This window comes from Acinetobacter sp. NIPH 298, assembly GCF_000369505.1.
Taxonomy (GTDB): Bacteria; Pseudomonadota; Gammaproteobacteria; order Pseudomonadales; family Moraxellaceae; genus Acinetobacter.
This window is the reverse complement of the sequence record NZ_KB850053.1, coordinates 1-19,269: the sequence shown is the minus strand read 5'-3', so window position 1 is coordinate 19,269 and position 19,269 is coordinate 1. Positions and strand designations below refer to the sequence as shown.

At 39.8% G+C, this 19,269-nt stretch carries 17 protein-coding genes and 1 rRNA gene; 5 read left to right on the top strand and 13 right to left on the bottom strand.

Features of this window, described 5'->3' with window-relative positions:
* Window positions 1–3: 3 nt before the first annotated feature.
* Together F903_RS00085 and F903_RS00080 are read right to left on the bottom strand one after the other, a co-directional pair.
* Window positions 4–1,179, bottom strand: a complete 1,176-nt coding sequence (locus F903_RS00085; protein WP_005193614.1) for an acetate/propionate family kinase — start codon at window positions 1,177–1,179, stop codon at window positions 4–6.
* A 288-nt stretch (window positions 1,180–1,467) separates the two neighbouring features.
* Entirely contained in the window at window positions 1,468–2,733 is a 1,266-nt protein-coding gene (locus F903_RS00080; RefSeq protein WP_005193613.1) for a glutamate-5-semialdehyde dehydrogenase, read from the bottom strand.
* A 355-nt stretch (window positions 2,734–3,088) separates the two neighbouring features.
* On the opposite strand from F903_RS00080, the gene F903_RS00075 reads away from it, so the two are divergent.
* Complete coding sequence (locus F903_RS00075) at window positions 3,089–4,399, top strand: alpha/beta fold hydrolase (protein ID WP_005193612.1); 1,311 nt, start codon at window positions 3,089–3,091, stop codon at window positions 4,397–4,399.
* A gap of 72 nt (window positions 4,400–4,471) precedes the next feature.
* Here the strand turns inward: F903_RS00075 and F903_RS00070 are convergent, their stop codons facing one another.
* Window positions 4,472–5,314: a class I SAM-dependent methyltransferase gene (locus tag F903_RS00070; protein ID WP_005193611.1), complete on the bottom strand. Its 843-nt coding sequence runs from the start codon at window positions 5,312–5,314 to the stop codon at window positions 4,472–4,474.
* Between the two features lie 338 nt (window positions 5,315–5,652).
* Window positions 5,653–6,672 (bottom strand): beta-N-acetylhexosaminidase, encoded by a 1,020-nt coding sequence (gene nagZ / locus F903_RS00065; protein WP_005193610.1) that lies wholly within the window; start codon window positions 6,670–6,672, stop codon window positions 5,653–5,655.
* Window positions 6,673–6,907: 235 nt separating this feature from the next.
* Between nagZ and F903_RS00060 the strand changes: the two genes are divergently transcribed.
* The gene (locus F903_RS00060; protein WP_005193608.1) at window positions 6,908–9,091 is read left to right on the top strand and encodes a carboxy terminal-processing peptidase; all 2,184 of its coding nucleotides are present in this window, start codon (window positions 6,908–6,910) and stop codon (window positions 9,089–9,091) included.
* A 72-nt stretch (window positions 9,092–9,163) separates the two neighbouring features.
* Here the strand turns inward: F903_RS00060 and F903_RS00055 are convergent, their stop codons facing one another.
* The 5 genes from F903_RS00055 to F903_RS16615 form a co-directional block, all read right to left on the bottom strand.
* A complete protein-coding gene (locus F903_RS00055) occupies window positions 9,164–9,610 on the bottom strand; it encodes a DUF2147 domain-containing protein (RefSeq protein ID WP_171063500.1) in 447 nt (148 codons plus the stop codon).
* Window positions 9,611–9,695: 85 nt separating this feature from the next.
* Window positions 9,696–10,364, bottom strand: a complete 669-nt coding sequence (locus F903_RS00050; RefSeq protein WP_005193606.1) for an LrgB family protein — start codon at window positions 10,362–10,364, stop codon at window positions 9,696–9,698.
* 11 nt (window positions 10,365–10,375) lie between these two features.
* Entirely contained in the window at window positions 10,376–10,738 is a 363-nt protein-coding gene (locus tag F903_RS00045) for a hypothetical protein (protein WP_004672872.1), read from the bottom strand.
* Window positions 10,739–10,781: 43 nt separating this feature from the next.
* The gene (gene hflX, locus F903_RS00040; RefSeq protein WP_004672870.1) at window positions 10,782–12,125 is read right to left on the bottom strand and encodes a ribosome rescue GTPase HflX; all 1,344 of its coding nucleotides are present in this window, start codon (window positions 12,123–12,125) and stop codon (window positions 10,782–10,784) included.
* 74 nt (window positions 12,126–12,199) lie between these two features.
* The gene (locus tag F903_RS16615) at window positions 12,200–12,340 is read right to left on the bottom strand and encodes a hypothetical protein (RefSeq protein WP_005193602.1); all 141 of its coding nucleotides are present in this window, start codon (window positions 12,338–12,340) and stop codon (window positions 12,200–12,202) included.
* A gap of 199 nt (window positions 12,341–12,539) precedes the next feature.
* On the opposite strand from F903_RS16615, the gene F903_RS00035 reads away from it, so the two are divergent.
* The gene (locus tag F903_RS00035; RefSeq protein WP_005193600.1) at window positions 12,540–13,364 is read left to right on the top strand and encodes a lysophospholipid acyltransferase family protein; all 825 of its coding nucleotides are present in this window, start codon (window positions 12,540–12,542) and stop codon (window positions 13,362–13,364) included.
* A 1-nt stretch (window position 13,365) separates the two neighbouring features.
* Here F903_RS00035 and F903_RS00030 read toward each other — a convergent pair whose 3' ends face one another.
* On the bottom strand, window positions 13,366–14,928 hold the full coding sequence (locus F903_RS00030) for a phospholipase D family protein (RefSeq protein WP_005193598.1): 1,563 nt from the start codon (window positions 14,926–14,928) through the stop codon (window positions 13,366–13,368).
* A gap of 169 nt (window positions 14,929–15,097) precedes the next feature.
* On the opposite strand from F903_RS00030, the gene F903_RS00025 reads away from it, so the two are divergent.
* On the top strand, window positions 15,098–16,108 hold the full coding sequence (locus F903_RS00025; protein WP_004672863.1) for a metallophosphoesterase: 1,011 nt from the start codon (window positions 15,098–15,100) through the stop codon (window positions 16,106–16,108).
* A 57-nt stretch (window positions 16,109–16,165) separates the two neighbouring features.
* Here the strand turns inward: F903_RS00025 and F903_RS00020 are convergent, their stop codons facing one another.
* Genes F903_RS00020 through F903_RS00010 form a run of 3 tightly spaced genes read right to left on the bottom strand, consistent with a single transcriptional unit; the run spans window position 16,166 to window position 18,356 of the window.
* Window positions 16,166–16,645 (bottom strand): outer membrane lipoprotein YfiB, encoded by a 480-nt coding sequence (locus F903_RS00020; RefSeq protein ID WP_005193595.1) that lies wholly within the window; start codon window positions 16,643–16,645, stop codon window positions 16,166–16,168.
* A gap of 8 nt (window positions 16,646–16,653) precedes the next feature.
* Complete coding sequence (locus tag F903_RS00015; RefSeq protein WP_005193593.1) at window positions 16,654–17,877, bottom strand: diguanylate cyclase DgcN/YfiN; 1,224 nt, start codon at window positions 17,875–17,877, stop codon at window positions 16,654–16,656.
* Between the two features lie 5 nt (window positions 17,878–17,882).
* Entirely contained in the window at window positions 17,883–18,356 is a 474-nt protein-coding gene (locus tag F903_RS00010) for a regulatory sequestration protein YfiR (protein WP_081400733.1), read from the bottom strand.
* A gap of 557 nt (window positions 18,357–18,913) precedes the next feature.
* Between F903_RS00010 and F903_RS00005 the strand changes: the two genes are divergently transcribed.
* Window positions 18,914–19,269 (top strand): 16S ribosomal RNA (locus F903_RS00005); the annotation flags it as partial.

Sequence of the window (19,269 nt, the reverse complement as noted above, 5' to 3'; positions counted from 1 at the left end):
AGGTTAAACAGTTTGTTCAAGCACTTGGCGCGTTTCTTTGGCAATACGACCTTCTTCATCTGTTGGAATCACCCAGATTTGTGGGCCTGTACCTTGGTCAATACGGCCTTCGCTACCTCGCGCTAAGCTATTATTTTTCTCTTGACTAAATTGCAGACCAAAGTGTGATAAATACGCTAAAGTCTTTTCACGCACATCGGTAGAATTTTCACCAATACCACCAGTAAAAATCAAACCATCTAAACGAGGCAGGGCGCAACTTAACGCAGATAAAGATTTTGCGAGTCGATAACAAAAGACTTCGATCGCGAGTATTGCACCTTCATGACCATTTTCAGATGCTTCAACTAACGTACGCATGTCATTGGATAAACCCGACAAGCCCAATAAGCCACTGTCTTTGTTAAGCATACTGTCAATTTTTTGGATATCCCAGCCTAAATTGTTGGATAAAAATAAAGGAAGGCTTGGATCAACATCACCACTACGGGTACCCATCACGACACCTTCAAGTGGGGTCATACCCATCGAAGTATCAAGGCTCTGTCCATTCCAAACCGCACAGGTCGAGCTGCCATTGCCTAAGTGAGCACTGAGCCAACCGCCTTGGTTCTTCTGACCTGCTAACTCACTGGCGCGTTCTGTCACATAAGCATGACTAGTACCATGGAAGCCATAACGACGAACTTGGTGCTGATCATATAAAAATTGTGGTAAGGCATAACGATAGGCGCGTTCAGGCATGGTTTGATGGAATGCGGTATCAAAGACAGCCACTTGAGGGAGTTGTGGAAATAACGCCATGGTTGCCTCAATCCCGATCAAATTTGCGGGGTTGTGCAAAGGTGCAAGTGGAATTGCATCACGAATGCGATCAATCGTTTGTTGGGTTAATTGCTCAGCATGGGTCATATTGCCACCATGTACTACACGATGCCCAATGGCTTGAGGATTGTAATTAGATAAACGTGCGAGCAGGGTTTCTAAAGCTTTGGCATGATCTGCATACGGAATCGAGAGTTCAAGTGCTTCACCACCAAGCGTGATACCTTTAATCCGAGCATCGGCTGCACCCAAGTTTTCTGCTAGACCATAAATACGATCTTCACGGCGTTCTGAGATAAGCGCATATTTAATAGATGATGAACCACAGTTTATTACCAGTACAGATATCGCCACGTTTGACCACCTAACAAATTCTAATTTTATGATGAGAGCTTGGTTTGACTGCGTTTTATAAGCAGTAACAAGCGCTATGTTTTAGCATGTGGTGTTGCATTGGCAAAATAGACTTTAGCCTATACAACTGTTTTATAAATCAATCTATTTAGTATAGTTTGTAAATAACAGGTTCTTTTGATTAATCTGTTGGTTTTCGCCGTATTTTTGTATGAAAATATATAAAAACACGATAAAGATCAATTTAATGCGCTTTATCGTGTCGGGGTTTAAATGAGATCGTTTAAGTTATTGGCGGATTTGACCATCTCCAAAAACGATCCATTTCTGAGACGTTAAGCCCTCTAAACCAACTGGGCCACGCGCATGAATTTTATCGGTAGAAATACCAATTTCTGCGCCTAATCCATATTCAAAACCATCAGCAAAACGCGTTGAAGCATTGATCATTACAGAACTTGAATCAACTCGTGCCAAGAACTCACGTGCCAGACTAAAGTTTTCCGTAATAATCGCATCGGTATGATGAGAGCCGTACTTATTGATATGCTCAATCGCCTCATTCATTCCGGTCACAACTTTAATTGCAAGGATCGGACCTAAGTATTCTGTATACCAATCTTCCTCAGTTGCTGTTTTAACCGATATACCCAAAATGCGTTGTGTTTCAGAGCATCCACGCAGTTCAACTTGCTTCTCAGCATAGAGTTCTGCGATACGCGGTAAAAACTCCTCAGCAATTGCTTCATCTACCAATAACGTTTCCATGGCATTACAAACACCGTAACGATGCGTTTTGGCATTCAGTGCGATAGGCAAAGCTTTTTGTAGATCTGCTTGAGCTTCAACAAAAACATGGCAGTTACCATCTAAATGTTTAATTACTGGAATACGTGCTTCTTGACTGATACGTTCGATCAGGCTTTTTCCACCACGCGGTATAATCACATCGACAAATTCAGTCATCGTGATCAAATGACCGACTGCTGCGCGATCAGGGGTATCAATGACTTGAACGGCGTGTTCAGGCAAACCTGATATTTGTAGACCATGTTGGATCGCAAGAGCAATCGCTTTGTTTGATTCCAATGCTTCTGATCCACCACGTAAAATGATGGCATTACCAGATTTTAATGCCAATGATGCAGCTTCAAGGGTTACATTGGGTCTTGATTCATAAATCATTCCAACGACACCAAGTGGAACACGCATTTTGCCCAATTGAATACCAGATGGACGGTAGGCAAGATCTGTAATCTCCCCAATCGGGTCAATGAGGCTGATTACATCTTTTAAGCCTTGTAGCATTCCTTTAAAACGCGCAGGGGTCAGCTCTAAACGATCAAGCAACGCATTGTCTAATTGGCGTTGACGTCCGTTATTCATGTCAATCTGATTGGCTGCCAAAATTTGCGCTTGATTGTTTTCTAAAGCGGTATAAATTGCAGACAAAGCATGGTTTTTCAAATGAGTTGGCGCACTCATTAAAATACTTGACGCTTGGCGCGCCTGAGTACCTACCTGTTGCATATAGTTTTGAATTGAGTCTTGCATAGCATTTTGATGATTGCATGTATTTATAAAGATAGTAACAGTCAAATGCCGAACAATGAATAGGCGGAACTGACAATTCAAAAAAATTACAAATTGTTAATTGGCGCAATTTTTTTTATTTTTATGCGATAAATATACCGAATATCAGGATGTGGATACATATTTTGCAAAAGATTATTGGTCTAAACAAGATAAGTGGTTAAGGAAATGATTGCGTATAAAACATGCATTTGTATAGAATGAAAAAGTATAGGATAAATGTAATACAAATTTTATAAATTTGTTAACTTGCAGGGCAGGGTCGCTAAAAATGACATGCTTGCAACAGAAAAATAAACAAGGATGGAGGAAGGACATGAATTCCATTATCCAAATGGACTCGGATTTAAATCATAGCTTCACAGGCTTTGGTTTTTTTGACATCTACAATAAAAACAGTTTTAAACAACCAGCGCGTACAACGTGGATTGATGGTTGGAAAATTGAATATATGGCAATTGCAGATCCTAAAACGATCCACAACACGCCGATTGTAATTGTCGGGGGCGCATTTCAAAACTTTAACTCTTATAAGTATTGTGTTGAGCAACTCTTTGAGAGCGGTCCTGTTATCTTGATTGACTTACCTTCAATGGGCTCAAATCAACAAATTCGTAATGTCGATACAGGTGCGTCAGCTTCAATACTAGAATTACCAGATTTGTCTAAGATGCTTGGGCAATGGCTCGATATCGTTGGAATTGATAAAGTTTCAATGATGGGGATGTCATTAGGTTCTGTTATCGCATCTTCATTTGCTGATCAACGCCCAGAGCTCATGGATCGTATGGTGTTGATGGGCGTGATGCAAAAGACACGTAAAAGCTGGCGCATGTTGCTCGAAGAATCATTGCATTTAATGCGTGAAGATCGCATGGAAGAATTTGGTCAAGCAGTCATTCTCTATTTAGTCAATCATGCCAAACTTGATAAAACCCGTATGTCACCAACAGCAAAGCGTCTGTTTTTTAGACAAATGGCTGATTTCAGCAGCACTGAGCGTGAACGTTATGAAATTAACTGTAATCGTTTATTGCGCTTAAGTAATGTACCTGTACCACAATGCAAAACATTGGTTGCAGCAGGGCAGTACGATAGCTTTACTTTGCCACATGAAAATGCAGATTTTGCTTTGCAGTGCCAAGATATGCAATTTGCTTTGATTGCCAATGCAGACCACGTACCGCAGTTGCAACGCCGTAAAGAAACCATGAATTTGTTTACCTCATTTTTGAAAGGTGAGTCCATCGATCATCTTGATGGCATTATTTCGATGACACGTGAGCAAATGCAACAGATCGAGCGTCGTGGTGAAGAGCGCATTGCTGTTTTACAACCAGATTCAAAATTGACACATCGTCATTTAGAGACTGAAGCTGCTGTTAAAATTGTAGATATCACTTTCTTTGGTGTGTATTTGAAAGTCGATGACTTAGATCAGCTTGATTTTATTCGTCAGCATCCACGTGACTTAGCCTTGCATTTGGCGGATGAGGAAGGTGAGTTTAAAATTGAATGCTTAATTTTTGATATCACTGAACAAGGTCTACGTATCTTGTTTAAACACGGTAGTTTTGACGTTGCTGAACGTTTAACTCGTTTTATCGAGCGCCAAAAATGCGTTTGATTTAACCATTACGAACGGATTTAAAAAAAAGAGAAGTGAATAAATAATAGTCACTTCTCTTTTTTATTGGGGCTATTTATTACTTGCTTGAATCATCCAAACCAGATCACCCAAATGCTGGTCATTGTTTTCTAATTTTACTTGTTCAAAAAACTGTTTGGGTTGCAGCACTTGCACCTGTTTAAAGCCAGCTTCATTAAAAAACTGTTCAACTTCTGCTGGTGTTTTGAAATGAAAACTAAAGGCACTGCGTGACATCCATTTTAGTAAGCGGCTGCTATTCCAAATAATGGTGGCAAGTTTGTTTTGAGTTGGTTCTGGATAAATATCAGTTAAGTAATGTAATTCTTTAAAGCGATTGCCATAGATAGCGATTGACTTGATGAGCTGTTGTAATAAGGGTTTATCAAAATAGTTAATCAGTCCTTCGCTGATAATGACCAAGGGGCGATTCGGATCAAATGTTTCAAAAGCCGTTGCAAAAGCATCCGTGAATAAATCCACAGACAGCACTTCATCTGCATGTGTTTCAATCTGTTGTAGCGCAGCTTGTTTTGTTGCGGCCATGTCTGGTAGGTCGAGTTCGCGAAAGGTGATATCTGGATAGTGTTGTCTAAACCACCAACCACGAGGAGATAAGCCACACGCAATTTCGAGCACTTGTAAATGAGGATGCTGTTCAATCAATGCTTTTAAATGCGTATCGAGCATGGTGTGCCGTTGTTTTAAGGTGGTACGCATGCTGCCACCGACATATTTTTCAGCCCAACTTTCAATTGGGTGGACTAAAGCTGCAAGTGTTTTTCCTTTTGCGGTTGCGAGTGCAGGATGTGAAATCCCCATTTGATACCAAATATACCCCGTATAGTGCGCTGTAAATGAAATGTGGCGATGTTTCGAAAGTTGTTGTGTCATCTGTCCTAGACTCTATTTTTCCTAATTTGGATATATAAAATTAATCTTTTTTTAAAATTGAGATTTTTCCACAAAATCCTATTTTAGGTTTGTTATTTACTATCGTGGGACGGCATGGATGCCGCCGTTGATCTGGTCTTGCGCTGCTTTCAAAGCGTTGCTTTGAAATTGCTCAGGATGTACTCTCAGCCTATGAGCAGCGACTAAAGCTGCGAAATATTTTTGCTTACTTTGCATCCCTGAAAAGTAAGTCGAGCCGAAGGCAAAATCCTTTAATCAGATGAACACTCGGCAAGATTAAATTATGTTCATAAAAAGATTAAAAAATCTAAGTAAAATTAAAACGAATTCTTAAATTCTTCAATGGCTTTTCTGACGGTTTGCCAGTTTTCATCTAATGTCAGTGTTGTACCCACCTGAATATTTGGGATTTTACCACGCATACGTTCTAAACGTTGTTGATTTGGCAAAGCAAGTGTTTGGATTCCATCTAATGCGGTACAAGCAGCAGCGCGATCATTGCAGACCAACCCCATATCACAGCCAGCGTTTAATGCTGCTTGGATACGCGCATCAGCACCACCTGCCACACACGCAGCTTGCATACTTAAATCATCTGAGAAGAGAACGCCATCATATTTAAGTTGTTGGCGTAAAACATTTTGCAACCAAAATGGTGAGAAGCCTGCTGGGTTTGGATCAACTTGATCATAAATCACATGGGCTGGCATCAGCGCATCAAGTTGTGGCATCAACTGAATAAAGCTCTGCATGTCTTTATCATAGATTTCCTGATATGAACGGCTATCAATTGCTGCTGCGACATGCGAATCTGCTTTGACTGAACCATGTCCAGGAAAGTGTTTGCCTGTGGTTGCCATGCCTGCTTTTTTCATGCCGCGCATAAAGGCATCTGCAAGTGGTACGATATCTTGCATGTTTTTAGCAAAACCACGATCACCGATCACATCACTGACATCATTCAGGTCTAAAACAGGCGCAAAACTAAAATCAATACCGACTGCAAGTACCTCAATCGCCATGAGCCAACCGCATTGTTCTGCTAGTTCAATCGCCTGTTGAGGATTGTGGATATAGTGTTCACCGAGTCGACCCATTGCCGGTAGTAAAGTAAACCCTTGTCTTAAGCGTTGTACGCGACCACCTTCCTGATCGACTGCGATCAGGATGTCAGGGCGGACTTGACGCATATGATCGGTTAAAGCGCGAACCTGCTGAGGGGATTCAATGTTACGTCCAAATAAAATCATGCCACCGACTTGTGGCGCTTGTAAGAGTTCAATATCTTCTTGAGTAAGTTCTGTGCCAGCTATATCTAGCATCAACGCGCCGATCATATGGATTCCGTTTGAATTTTGATGAAAAAAACGATAGCTAAATTGTGCAATGATTTGCTACATTTTGTCAGTACAGAATATGATAAAACTACATGATATTGATGATAAATACTCGTTGAGACGTTATTTATAGCAACCGACGAGTTTACAGGCTGATAAATACTGAATGAAATATGTTCATATCGATATGATCAGCGTGTAATAATTGCCATATCCAAGGAAGCACCAAAATTTTATGAAACTTCAAATGATAGCGTGTGCAGTTGCAATTGCGACTGGTGGTTTATTTTTCTCTCATACCATGAATGAGGCTATTGCGGCGACAGAAGCGTCTGCCGTTTCAACGGTGATCAAGCCATCACAAGAACAAGCATTGGTCGCGCGTCAGTTAGCAACACTGGTTGATCGTCAGCATTATCTCAATATGCGTTTAGATGCGACGACTTCAAAACGTATTTTAGATATGTATCTTGATAGCCTTGATCCAGATCATTCATTATTTTTAAGCAATGAAGTTGAAGATTATAAGAATAAATATGGTTCAAATTTTGGTGGATCACTTAAAGCTGGAAACCTCACAGGTCCTTTTGCGATTCATGCGCAATATCGAGAGCGATTAAGAGAGTTCTATGAGTTTATGTTGGCTGAATTGAAAAAGCCTCAAAACTTGCAGCAGAAAGATGTTTATCTGGATATCGATCGTGAAAAAGTACCTTATTTTAATACTAAAGCTGAACAACAAGCCCACTGGCAAAAGATGCTGGTTTCACAACTGATTAATTTAACGATCAGCAAAGAAGAAGAGCAAGCCAAACAAAAAGCATTAAAAGAGAATCCATCACTTGCAAATGGTCAAGATTTGACTGGGCCAGAAGATTTAACACCTGTTCAAACCTTGACTAAACGCTATACACGTCAGTTAGAGCGAATGGGGCGTGTGAAAAGTGATGATGTGCTAGAAAAGACATTGAATGCGATGTTGGCGACTTATGATCCGCACAGTAATTATTATCCACCGATTGATGCGATGGAGTTGAATCGTCAAACCACTTTGCGTTTAGAAGGGATCGGTGTTTCGATTCGCCCTGAGCGTGGCAATGAAGATTACACACGAATTGAAATGATCGTCGAAGGTGGTCCAGCAAGTAAATCAGGTCAAGTGAAATCAGGAGATCGCATTATTGGGGTTGCTCAAGATGGCGAGAAAATGGTGGATGTGATCGGTTGGCCGAGTTCAGAAATTGTAGGGTTAATTCGTGGTAAACGTGGAACCAAAGTTGTGGTGCGCTTGTTAGGCACAGGTGCTGCAATGAGTCAGGCACGTAATGTCACTTTGGTTCGCGATATTATTCAAGAAGAAGATGCAGGTGTTCGTTCACGTACGGTTGAAATCACACGTGATGGAAAAAAACATCTCTTTGGTGTTATTGAAATTCCATCATTTTATTTTGATTACCGTTCACGTCGTGCGGGCACTGAATACCGTTCGGTTTCTGTCGATACTGCCAAAGCCTTAGAAGAATTGAAAGCGAAGAAAGTAGAAGGGATCTTAATTGATCTACGAAACGATCCGGGTGGGTCTTTAGAAGAAGTTGCCCGTATGTTGGGGCAAGTAATCAAATCAGGTCCTGTGGTGCAGATCCGTGATGGCAATGGCAATGTCAATGTGTTTGAAGACACTGATGGTGGCGTACAAGCTTATGCAGGTCCGTTAGCTGTTCTCGTCAACTTGGCTTCTGCGTCTGCGAGCGAGATTTATTCTGCTGCGATTCAAGATTATGAACGTGGCATCGTGATTGGTAGCACGACGACAGGAAAAGGCACGGCTCAGGTTCAGTTGGATTCATTGGCTTATGGTCAAGCGACCCTGACACAGCGTAAGTTTTATCGTGTTACTGGTGGCAGTACCCAGAATAAAGGGGTGATTCCAGACATTAAGCTGGTTGATATTTACAATGAAGAATTTGGTGAGCGTAAAGCGAAAAATGCTTTGAAATGGGATACCATTCCAACCGCACCGTTTAAACGAGAAGGTTCAGTGCAGCCTTATGTAGCGAAGTTGTCTGAATTTTCTGCTCAACGTGTTGCAGCAGATTCTCAGTTCAAATACTTAGAAACGCGTAAAGCGATTGCTCAGAAAACCTCTGCTCAGAAGAAAGTTGTTTTGGATATCAACCAACGTCGTGCAGAGTTAATTGATTTAGAGCAACAAACATTAAATGCAGAAAACCAACGTCGTTTAGCAACAGGTCAAAAGCCTTATGCAAATTGGGAAAGCTATCAAGCGTCAATTGATGCGCTAGTTGAATCGCGTGCCAAGATGAAAGCGCATCAACGCCCAGCATTGCCAGAAGAAGAGGTTTTTGTGACTGAGGCCGCGAACGTGCTTTTAGATTATGCCAAGTTACAAGGGCGTTAATTTCTTCATAACCCCTTATAAGAAAAGCCCTATTAAAAAATAGGGCTTTTCTGTTTCAGTACGAGGTCGATTTTAATCTGCACGAATCCAAATCTGATTGCGACCTAACGCAGAAACACCTAAATAACCACGTAAGTGTAAGCGCTTGCCGTTGGCATTCAGTTTAGCTCTCATACTATAAATTTTGCCTGTATTCGGATCAAGAATACGACCATTGGTATAGTTTAAGCCTTCACTATACTTTAGTCCTGTAACGACATCCAATCCGACGATTGGTTTATCGGTATAAGGTGGTGGACAGTCTATACATTTTTCCTTTGGTGTATAGCCTATACGAGGTGTAAGTTTTACAATTTTACCCGTATAGGTTCCATTCGATTCTTGGCGAATTTCGACTAAAGCTTTGGGTGCACCCGTTTTGTCATCGATACTTTGCCACATACCTGTAATATCGATTGCAAAAGTAAAACCGCTAATTACAGATAAAAGTAAACCGCTTATTAATTTTTTCCCCATCATCAAAAATCCATTTAATGTTCAAGTGTTCTATTATGTGTGATTTGTAATAACTAGTTCAATATTAATATGAGATTTGTGACAAAAATTATGATAAAGATAAAATAAAGGTTGGTAACCAAATGGCTGTAAACACCCCATTAACCGCCATCCCGAATGCTGCATATCGCCCAGTTACTGGACCTCGTTGCCATGCCTGAGCAGTACCGATGGCATGCGCTGCTAATCCTAAAGCTAAACCAGAAGCACGTTCATCATTGATGTGTTTTAAGATCCAAGGTGAGAAGGCTGCACCAATAACACCTGATAAAATCACGATCAGCGTTACCATCATCAACGGAGCATGCAATAGGGTTGCAATATTTAGTGCGATAGGAGTAGTCACTGCGCGTGTTGCAAACGCCATAATCGTTGGTTCAGACATATGTAGTAAATAAGCAAGCCCCATTGGTAAGGCTACAGCACTAATACTTGCAAAGCCTAAAATTCCAAGCATGGATTTAATCGGTAAATCATCATAGCGCATGGCTGCCAATGGAATTGCCAAGGCAACGGTGACATAGCCAAGTAGATGGTTAAAGATGCTATTCACGCTATTCATATATTGTTGATAAGGCACGCCTAAAATAAACAATAATCCAATCACAATAAACATGGCGAAAACAATTAAAGGAATCTGAGGAATTTTTTTATTGAGTGGTTTTGCGATGAGATAGCTGATAAGCGTAATAACGAAGCCGTAAATAATCATAAACATATATAGGACCTCTATAACCAGCGTTTTGCCATTTTGGCGTAAATCCACAATGGTAATAACGTACTTAAGGTTAAGATAAATAAAAATACAGGAATTTCTTTACCTAGATGAACCAACATAATCAATGAACCCGCACAAATAGGCAGGAATGCGAAGGCACTTTCTTTCATGATCTTGTTGTTGGTATCAATCAGACGATTGGAAATTTTTCTATATTTTCTCCAAATCAATAACGTTGCCAGTAAAGCGATCAGTCCGACGAGATTTCCTAATTCTGGATGATGAAAGACCTTGGTGATTGCGACAGCACCCTCACGAAATACAATAATTAATAAAATCGTGTAAAACCAAGCGGTCCAGTCAATCTCTTTCATATGATCTCTTACTCTCGTCTATCTGAATGATGGTTGATCGCAATTATAGTGGTGGATGCTGTATCTCAAACTCTTCCAAAGTGCGCTGGAATAAGGATGCTTTCTTTCCTAAAATTTCGTCTAAAGGCAAATGTGCTTGTTTAATCAGTTGCTCCAATTTTTGTGGCGCAATACGGATTGATAAATGCAAATCACCATGATCATCATGATATTCAGACTGAATAACGTTGAGGCTATATAACTGAGTACGTAGTTTGCCATAAGCAGGTTTAAGAACTAAATCGAATTGTTGTAATTGTCCCATTAAGCATTGTTGTACGGCTTGGCTGAGTAACGCTAATCCTTGACCAGAATGAGCTGACAAATACACACGATCTGGAAGGTCAGGCGCTTTATAGAGGATTTTTGCAGTATCTCCGCTGAGGTCAATTTTATTATAAACATGCAAGATTGGTGCGTCTGCTCCAATTTCTTTCAGAACAGATTCTACAGCTTCGATCTGCTCAGACATATTGGCGCTGCTACTATCAATCACATGTAACAGTAAGGTTGCTTCTAATGTTTCTTCTAATGTTGCTTTAAATGATTCAACTAAATCATGTTGTAAATTTCTGACAAATCCAACGGTATCTGCGATCACAACAGCACCGATGCCATCCCAATCGAGACGACGTAAAGTCGGATCTAGGGTTGCGAAAAGTTGGTCTGCGGCATAGACATCGCTTTTTGCTAAAATATTAAATAAAGTTGATTTTCCTGCATTGGTATAGCCCACTAGAGAAATCGTGGGGATTGCTGCTTTTTGACGTGCAGCACGACCTTGTGAACGGGTTTGTTGTACTTTAACCAGTTTATCTTTGAGCTGCGTAATACGGACTCGGATGAGTCGACGGTCTGTTTCCAATTGTGATTCGCCTGGACCACGTAGACCGATACCACCTTTTTGTTGTTCTAGATTGCCAGTAAAACCACGAATCAGACGGGTCGATAAATGTTTGAGTTGAGCTAGTTCAACTTGTAATTTACCTTCATGGGTACGGGCACGTAATGCGAAGATATCCAAAATCAAGCCTGTACGGTCAATGACACGGCATTTCAGGATGCGTTCTAAATTGCGTTCTTGAGCAGGGGATAATGCATGGTCAAAAATAACTAATTCTGCTTCGAGGCTTTGGACTAATTCTGCGATTTCATCGACTTTGCCAGAACCAATAAAGAATTTTGGATCGGGTCTATTTCGTTGTACAGAAATGTGTTCTAGGATGTCAGCACCTGCGGATTGAGCGAGTAATCGAAATTCTTCGCCATCAAGATCATCAAGCAATTGGACAGATACACTTACCAAAATTGCACGTTCACCGCCTTGATGTTGCTCTAAATATTCCACGCTGTTGTCATACCTTTGACATTAAAGTCCTATTCTAAGATAAACTGAAAGCAAAGGGCAAAGTCTTCGTTGATTTATATTGTATTGCGATAGATAAGTTCAATAAAAGCAATAAGACTTCCCATATATAAGATAGACCAACCAAAAATCATTTTTAAAGCATAGCCATAAGGTATTGTGTTTTGTTGCTCAGTTGTTTTGATGGGTTGATTCATTTGATGCTCTGATAATCTATAAATTCGATTAACTTAAAATAATTGATCTGGTCGATCATTTGAAATTGAAAAAAATTATGCTGACATTCGGTTTTTATTATCAAGCGAACTTTTATAAGTGGATATTGGCGTGATATAACTGGATCAATCCGATGTATATATGTTCAGTTTTGACTGACTCTATGGTTTTAATGATTTTATGACTCAAGATGCAACAGTAGAAAAAGACAACTCCCCATTAAGTTTATTCTCAAAATTTAATTTATATAGTAGAAAGTTGGCTTCAGGCTTAGAAACCATTGGTGAAGGCTTTTATCTTATTTATCGCCATGGTTTATATAAAGATCCGAATAATCCCGTAAATACGCGCTATGTACAATATTTCTGCCGCCGTTTGTGTGAAGTCTTTAATATTGATGTACACGTGCATGGTGTTATTCCGCGCGAACCTGCGTTATGGGTGAGCAATCATATTTCATGGTTAGATGTTGCTGTACTGGGTTCGGGTGCTCGAGTTTTCTTTTTGGCCAAAGCTGAAGTGGAAAAATGGCCAATTCTGGGCAATATTGCCAAGGGTGGCGGAACTTTATTTATCAAGCGTGGCTCGGGTGATTCACTGCGGATTCGAGAACAGATTACCGAGTTTTTAAAACAAGACATTCCCGTGCTCTTTTTCCCCGAAGCAACCACAACCGATGGTCGGAACGTCAAAAAAGTACATGGGCGATTATTAGGGGCGGCAATAGAGGCACAACGACCTGTGCAAATCTGTGTGATTTGCTATGAAAATCAACACGGGGAACTAGATTTAGTTGCGCCATTTATTGGTAGTATGTCTTTTGTGGAACATGTACAACGTGTTTTGGAAATGCCGAGAGTGACAGCACATTTGTTGACGCTTCCCGCGATTCCTGTAGAGGGACATACCGTAGAAACGCTAACAAAAGAAGTGGATCTACGGATGCGTGAAGGTTTAAAGCAATTGCAACAGAAAGTGCTCACAACACTTCCGCAAGATCAATAAACTACATAAAACCTTCGATTGGTAGCCATGAAACTATTTTCATTCCTGCTTTTTGCCACCATTTCATTTTAGGCTCTTTGGTGTAAATTTTAGGTCCTTGTGGAGTTTGGCGATGCCAAGTAATTTTGTTGTTAGCATCTAAGACCAATTTATATGCAAATTTAGTTAAGTTTTGGTCCATGGTGGCATGCACTTCTTTTGCTAGGGCAGGACTATTCAACAACACCCCAATTTCTGTATTTAAATAGGCAGAACGAGGGTCAAAGTTAAAAGAACCAATAAAAACTTGTTTGTCATCCAGTGCCATAAGCTTGGCATGTAAACTAGAACGACTTAAACCTTTGATACTGATTTTGGCTTTTTTAGCAAGTTCTTCAGTGCGTTTATCCAAATCACTTTTGTCTATGGCCGGTAGGAACTCATAAAGTTGCACCCCATTTTCAAGTAATTCCTGACGATATTTTCCATAAAAAGCATGTACCACAGCAACATCATTGGCTTTAAATGAATTGGTGAGCACTCTAACCTCTATACCATCTTGAGCCAAGTCGGTGAGTATTTTTGTGCCTTTCTTTTCTGGTACAAAATAAGCAGAAATTAAATCAATATTTTTTTCTGGCTGTTCCAAATGATTGAGTAACTGGAAGTTGAGATGTTCTTCTTTTTTTGCTTTTGCCTTGATTTTGTCAGGCGAGTCTTTAACGACTTCTGCCTTGACCCAATTAAGCGAAATCTCCTGCTTCATTAGTGCATGAATGGTTTGAGAGTGATTGGTGATGTCTAAATAGTTTTGTACTGTGATCAGTTTGTAATGTTCATCAAGCTGATGTTTTAAGCTTTCATAATTCAGGCGGTGTGAACGTTGCTTAACAACTTCTCTCACATCATAGGCATATTCGTGCTTCCAGTAATCGTCGAAAGATTCTGAAATATCTTTTACCGCCGTACCAAATAACATGACATCAACATCTGAGAACTGATAATTTTCACTGACATTATAATATTGGTTGGTCATATTGCGCCCACCGATCAGAGCAATCTGATGATCTGCAATAAAACTTTTGTTATGCATCCGTCGATTGATACGCTTTAAGTCCAAGACCATATCAACAGCGCGGTATTTGCGGAAACGATAGGGATTAAATAATTTGACTTCAATATTCGGATGTTGCGCTAAAGCGAGGAAAATCCCTTCGGTCTTTTTTGCATTATTGTCATCAATTAATAGTCTTATTTTGACACCGCGATCTGCGGCACGAATCAATGCATGTAAGGCGAGCGCACCGACTTTATCATTGTCCCAAATATAATATTGTAGGTCTAAACTTTTCTCAGCTTTGTCAATTAAACTCAGACGTGCAGATAAGGCTTCTAATGGTTCAAATAAAACATGGTAGCCTGTGAGATCAGGATGCTGTTGTTGAAGGGGGCGAATGATTTGGGCTAATGAGCTCTGTGAGCTATCAATTTGTAATGTGGCTTGTGGCGCTGGTTGGATGGTATGTTTAGGTAGCGTGCTACAGCCTGTAGTAGTAAGTACAATGGTGCAATAAATCGCAAGCATGTTTTTATTGTAAGCGCTTGTGCTTATCTTTGTATGTTTGCGATTAAAATGAGAAAATTGCGCCATAATCGTTACTGATTAAATGTTGGGCTTGAGTATACCATTTCATCGAAAAAGATAAATATAAGATGCGATGGATGTCCCTAAAGTAAAGTGAAAGAGGACGTTAATGTCGAATTCAGATCCTATTATTATTGGTTTTTATCTTATTTTTGCCATTCTAGCGCTTTGGGCATTTATTGAGGCGTGGATCCATCAAGCACGTACAGAAACGATTCATCCTTTCAAAGCTTTTGTACATTTACTTGCTTTCTATCTCTCCTATTTACTGGTGCCGCTTTGGTTTTTTAGTCTTTATGCGGGTTGGTCTGGATATTACAACTTACATCAAGCTGCTTTCGTTTTTATACTCAGTAGTCTGTTGGTTTATGCTCGCTTTATTGAGCCACATCAAATTCATGTCAAATACCATCAATTTCGTTTAAATCCAAAACGTGAGTTCACGCAACCCATCAAGGTTGCATTGGTTGCTGATATGCATGTGGGATTGTTTTCAGGTCATGAGCGGCAATTAAAAAGTATTGTCAAAAAACTGAATAAAGCACAGCCAGACTTGGTCGTGGTGGCTGGTGATTGGACTTATGAGCCAGAAAATCGATTGGTTCAAGAACTTGAAGTTCTGAAGAAGCTAAAAATGCCTGTTTACTCTGTCCCTGGAAATCATGATGAACAATATCCAGGCCCGCCGATTCAAAGTCTGTTAAGTGAAGCATTGGCACAAAACAATGTCATTGATATTGAAAGTAAGATTGTTGATTTTGAAGAGTTTCGTTTGATTGGTGTTGGCGACTTGTGGGCAGGTAAGGCGAATATGCGCTTTATGCCAGATTTGCCTCAGGACAAACCATGGTTAATTTTATCGCATAATCCAGATACCGTTGATATGGTCCCAGAGTTGCCGATACGGCCATTGATGCTTTCTGGTCATACTCATGGCGGGCAAATCGAGTTGCCATGGATCACTAGTTATATTATGAAGAAAGTATCTATCCTTGGGCATAAAAAAGGTTTTTACTCACATGAACATGCCGATGTTTTTGTGACTGTAGGCACAGGAATGGTCGGAGTGCCATTCCGTTTCAGGGTTCCACCAACCATAGATATTATCGAATTGATTTAAATAAAAAAAGCCAACTGCAATTGAGTTGGCTTTTTTGAAATGGAGTTGATCATAGAACTAAGGAATAATGATCACAGCGACTCGACGATTGCTGGCACGGTTTTCCTCTGAGGTATTTGGTAAATAAGGCTGACTTGAGCCACGACCAATCACTGTTAAATTATTTTGTTTGAAGCCTTGATTGAGAAAGATCATCGAAACGCTTTGAGCACGTTCCTCAGAAAGTTTCTGATTATATTCTGCATTACCAACATCATCGGTATGACCCACAATTTTAAGTTTTTGCAGATTGTATTTATTTAACTGCTTCGCAAGGCGAGCAATCTCTTTCTCATGATTAGATTTGATGTCTGCTTTATTAAAATCAAAGAGTAAACGTTCAGGTAGACCTAGGCTCCAACCTTCGTCTGTTAAAACGAAACCTTCTTGTTTTAACATTTTGACCTGACGATACTTTAACGGCCCAAAACTCAAACAGCCAGCCAGTGTTAGGCAAAGTAATGCAATAAATGAAATTTTAAGGGTGTGAGTGCGCATAACATATCCTAAATTTCTGGTTTATAAAGAAACCAATGAGGGTTTAAGTTTTTAGCTTTATACATGGCTTGATCGGCTTGCATCACCAAATCTTCAGGATTCTCAGCAAACTGAGAAAAGGCGATTCCCAAACTAAAGCCAAAATGAATCGTTTGATCGTTAAAAATTAATGGTTCTTTGCAACTTGCAAGTAGATTTTCGGCAATGGCTTGTAAATGGTCAGCGTGGTGGATGGCATGCAAAATGATTGCAAATTCATCACCACCTAAGCGAGCAATAAAATCTTCTTGGCGAACAGATTGTTGCAAGCGTAAAGCCATTTCGGCTAAAACTGCATCTCCTGCTAAATGGCCATATTGATCATTAATAATTTTAAACTTGTTATTGTCTAAAAATAACAGTGCAGAGTTATGACGGTATTGCGGGTTTTCAAAAATATTGAACAATTCTTGATAGAAATAATTGCGGTTTGGTAGACCAGTTAGTTGATCATGATGTGCTTGGAATGAAAGCTGGCGATTCTCCTTCTGTAAATGTGTATGCCAAATTTGAATTTCCTCTAAGAGTTCGTTAAATACCGTATTTAAATTTTGAAACTCTCTAATTGGATTGTTCGGGAAACGTAAATTATAAGCCTTTTGATCGCTCACCAATTGAGCAATATGCGTCAATGGTTTAATCGCTTGCATAATTTGACGATAGGTCAGATTGATCGACCACAACAATGCAATCACAATAAAAAGCATTGAAATTGCTAAACCAATGATGATTGTTTTTAGAAAATGTAAAATATTTTCAGAACTACCATATAGCACTAATTCACCAACTTGCTTTTTATGATGAACAATGTTGAGTTGGACTGGATCGTGTAAAAACCATTTATCTAATAAACTCTGTAGAAAAGGCGTGTGCACTATGGTTTTATGACTTTCGGCGAGTAATTGTTTTTGAGGATCGTAGACATGAATACTGCGAATTGCATGTCCCGTTGTATAGTCAGCTAAGATTTGGTCAATCGTCCCTTTATCTTTAAAGACAACAGCTGGTTGAATCCGCTCAAGCACCGTTTGGCTTAATAGTTGTAAATTCTGTTTTGCGTAAGTTTCCATGGTAAACATAGAAATCGTAGCAAAAGTAAATGAGCAAATAACAAAAGTAATCGCAAAAATTGTAAATTGGGATTTACGGAATAAAGCATGTAAAGAAGTGGATTGGTATAAACTTGAAATCACTCGGTTTACTCCGTGTTCTTTGCCAAGAGTAAAACTCGAGGATCAATATGAACTTTGGAATCACTCAAAGCATCCAAGTTAACCTTAAATGTTGAAAACGTTTTTTTATTATATAAACAAAAAATACTCCCAACCTCACAAGCTGGATTGTTGGTGCTTAATGACAGCAACGAGCGAGAAGGGTGTGATTGAATTAAATTATGCTGCTGTTGTGGGGATGTCGTAGAAAAGTACACGACATGGCAATCTGTTTTTACAAAGTCTCTCACGTTGATCGGTTGCACTTGATAATCATATGCAAGCTGTCGAATATTCACTTGAAATTGAGCTGCTGCTTCAGAATTGTCGATGACGCAGATTGTTGGGCGAGTTGTATTTGACCATTTACTATAACTTAATATTGATAAAGCTAACTCATAGAAGTTATGACTTGATGAGGCATAGGAAAACTGGCTCGTAGAAAATAAGACTACAAGCAATACATATTGCGTTTTTTTTAAAACAGACCGTATCTTCAATCAAAAAAGCCAAAAGTGTGAACCAATCAACATATTCTACTTGACTTAATTGTTTAAAAATAGTTCTTAATTACAAAGAAAAGGCATTAAAAGTAACTCATCAGTTCAAAAAACACCCACTCGTCACAATAAATCAAAAAAAGGGGTTGTGTGGTATTGGAAATGCTGTAGAATGCACATCCATCGGCGGTGATGCAGATAAAAACTTGTTGAGAAACAAGGATTTGGATTGAAAGGTTTGAATCTTAAGTTTTAGAATAAGTTTTAAAAATATCTAAATTGCCTGTTGACTTTTAAGAGATTGAGAGTAATATAGCCGACCTAGCTTGATGGTGACGAATCATCGAGAAGATCATTAAGAATTGAAGAAGAACAACTTGTGTGGATTTTTACTGGTTAATCGATCGAAATTATTTTCATTGATTAGATGGTAGAAATTACTCGAAGTTTATTTGAGAAATATTTGTCAGAAAATTGATGAGCCAAGATTGGTACCCTTTAAAGGTACTACTGATTTTAAACTGAAGAGTTTGATCATGGCTCAGATTGAACGCTGGCGGCAGGCTTAACACATGCAAGTCGAGCGGGGTGATGTAGCTTGCTACATTACCTAGCGGCGGACGGGTGAGTAATGCTTAGGAATCTGCCTATTAGTGGGGGACAACATTCCGAAAGGGATGCTAATACCGCATACGTCCTACGGGAGAAAGCAGGGGACCTTCGGGCCTTGCGCTAATAGATGAGCCTAAGTCGGATTAGCTAGTTGGTGGGGTAAAGGCCTACCAAGGCGACGATCTGTAGCGGGTCTGAGAGGATGATCCGCCACACTGGGACTGAGACACGGCCCAGACTCCTACGGGAGGCAGCAGTGGGG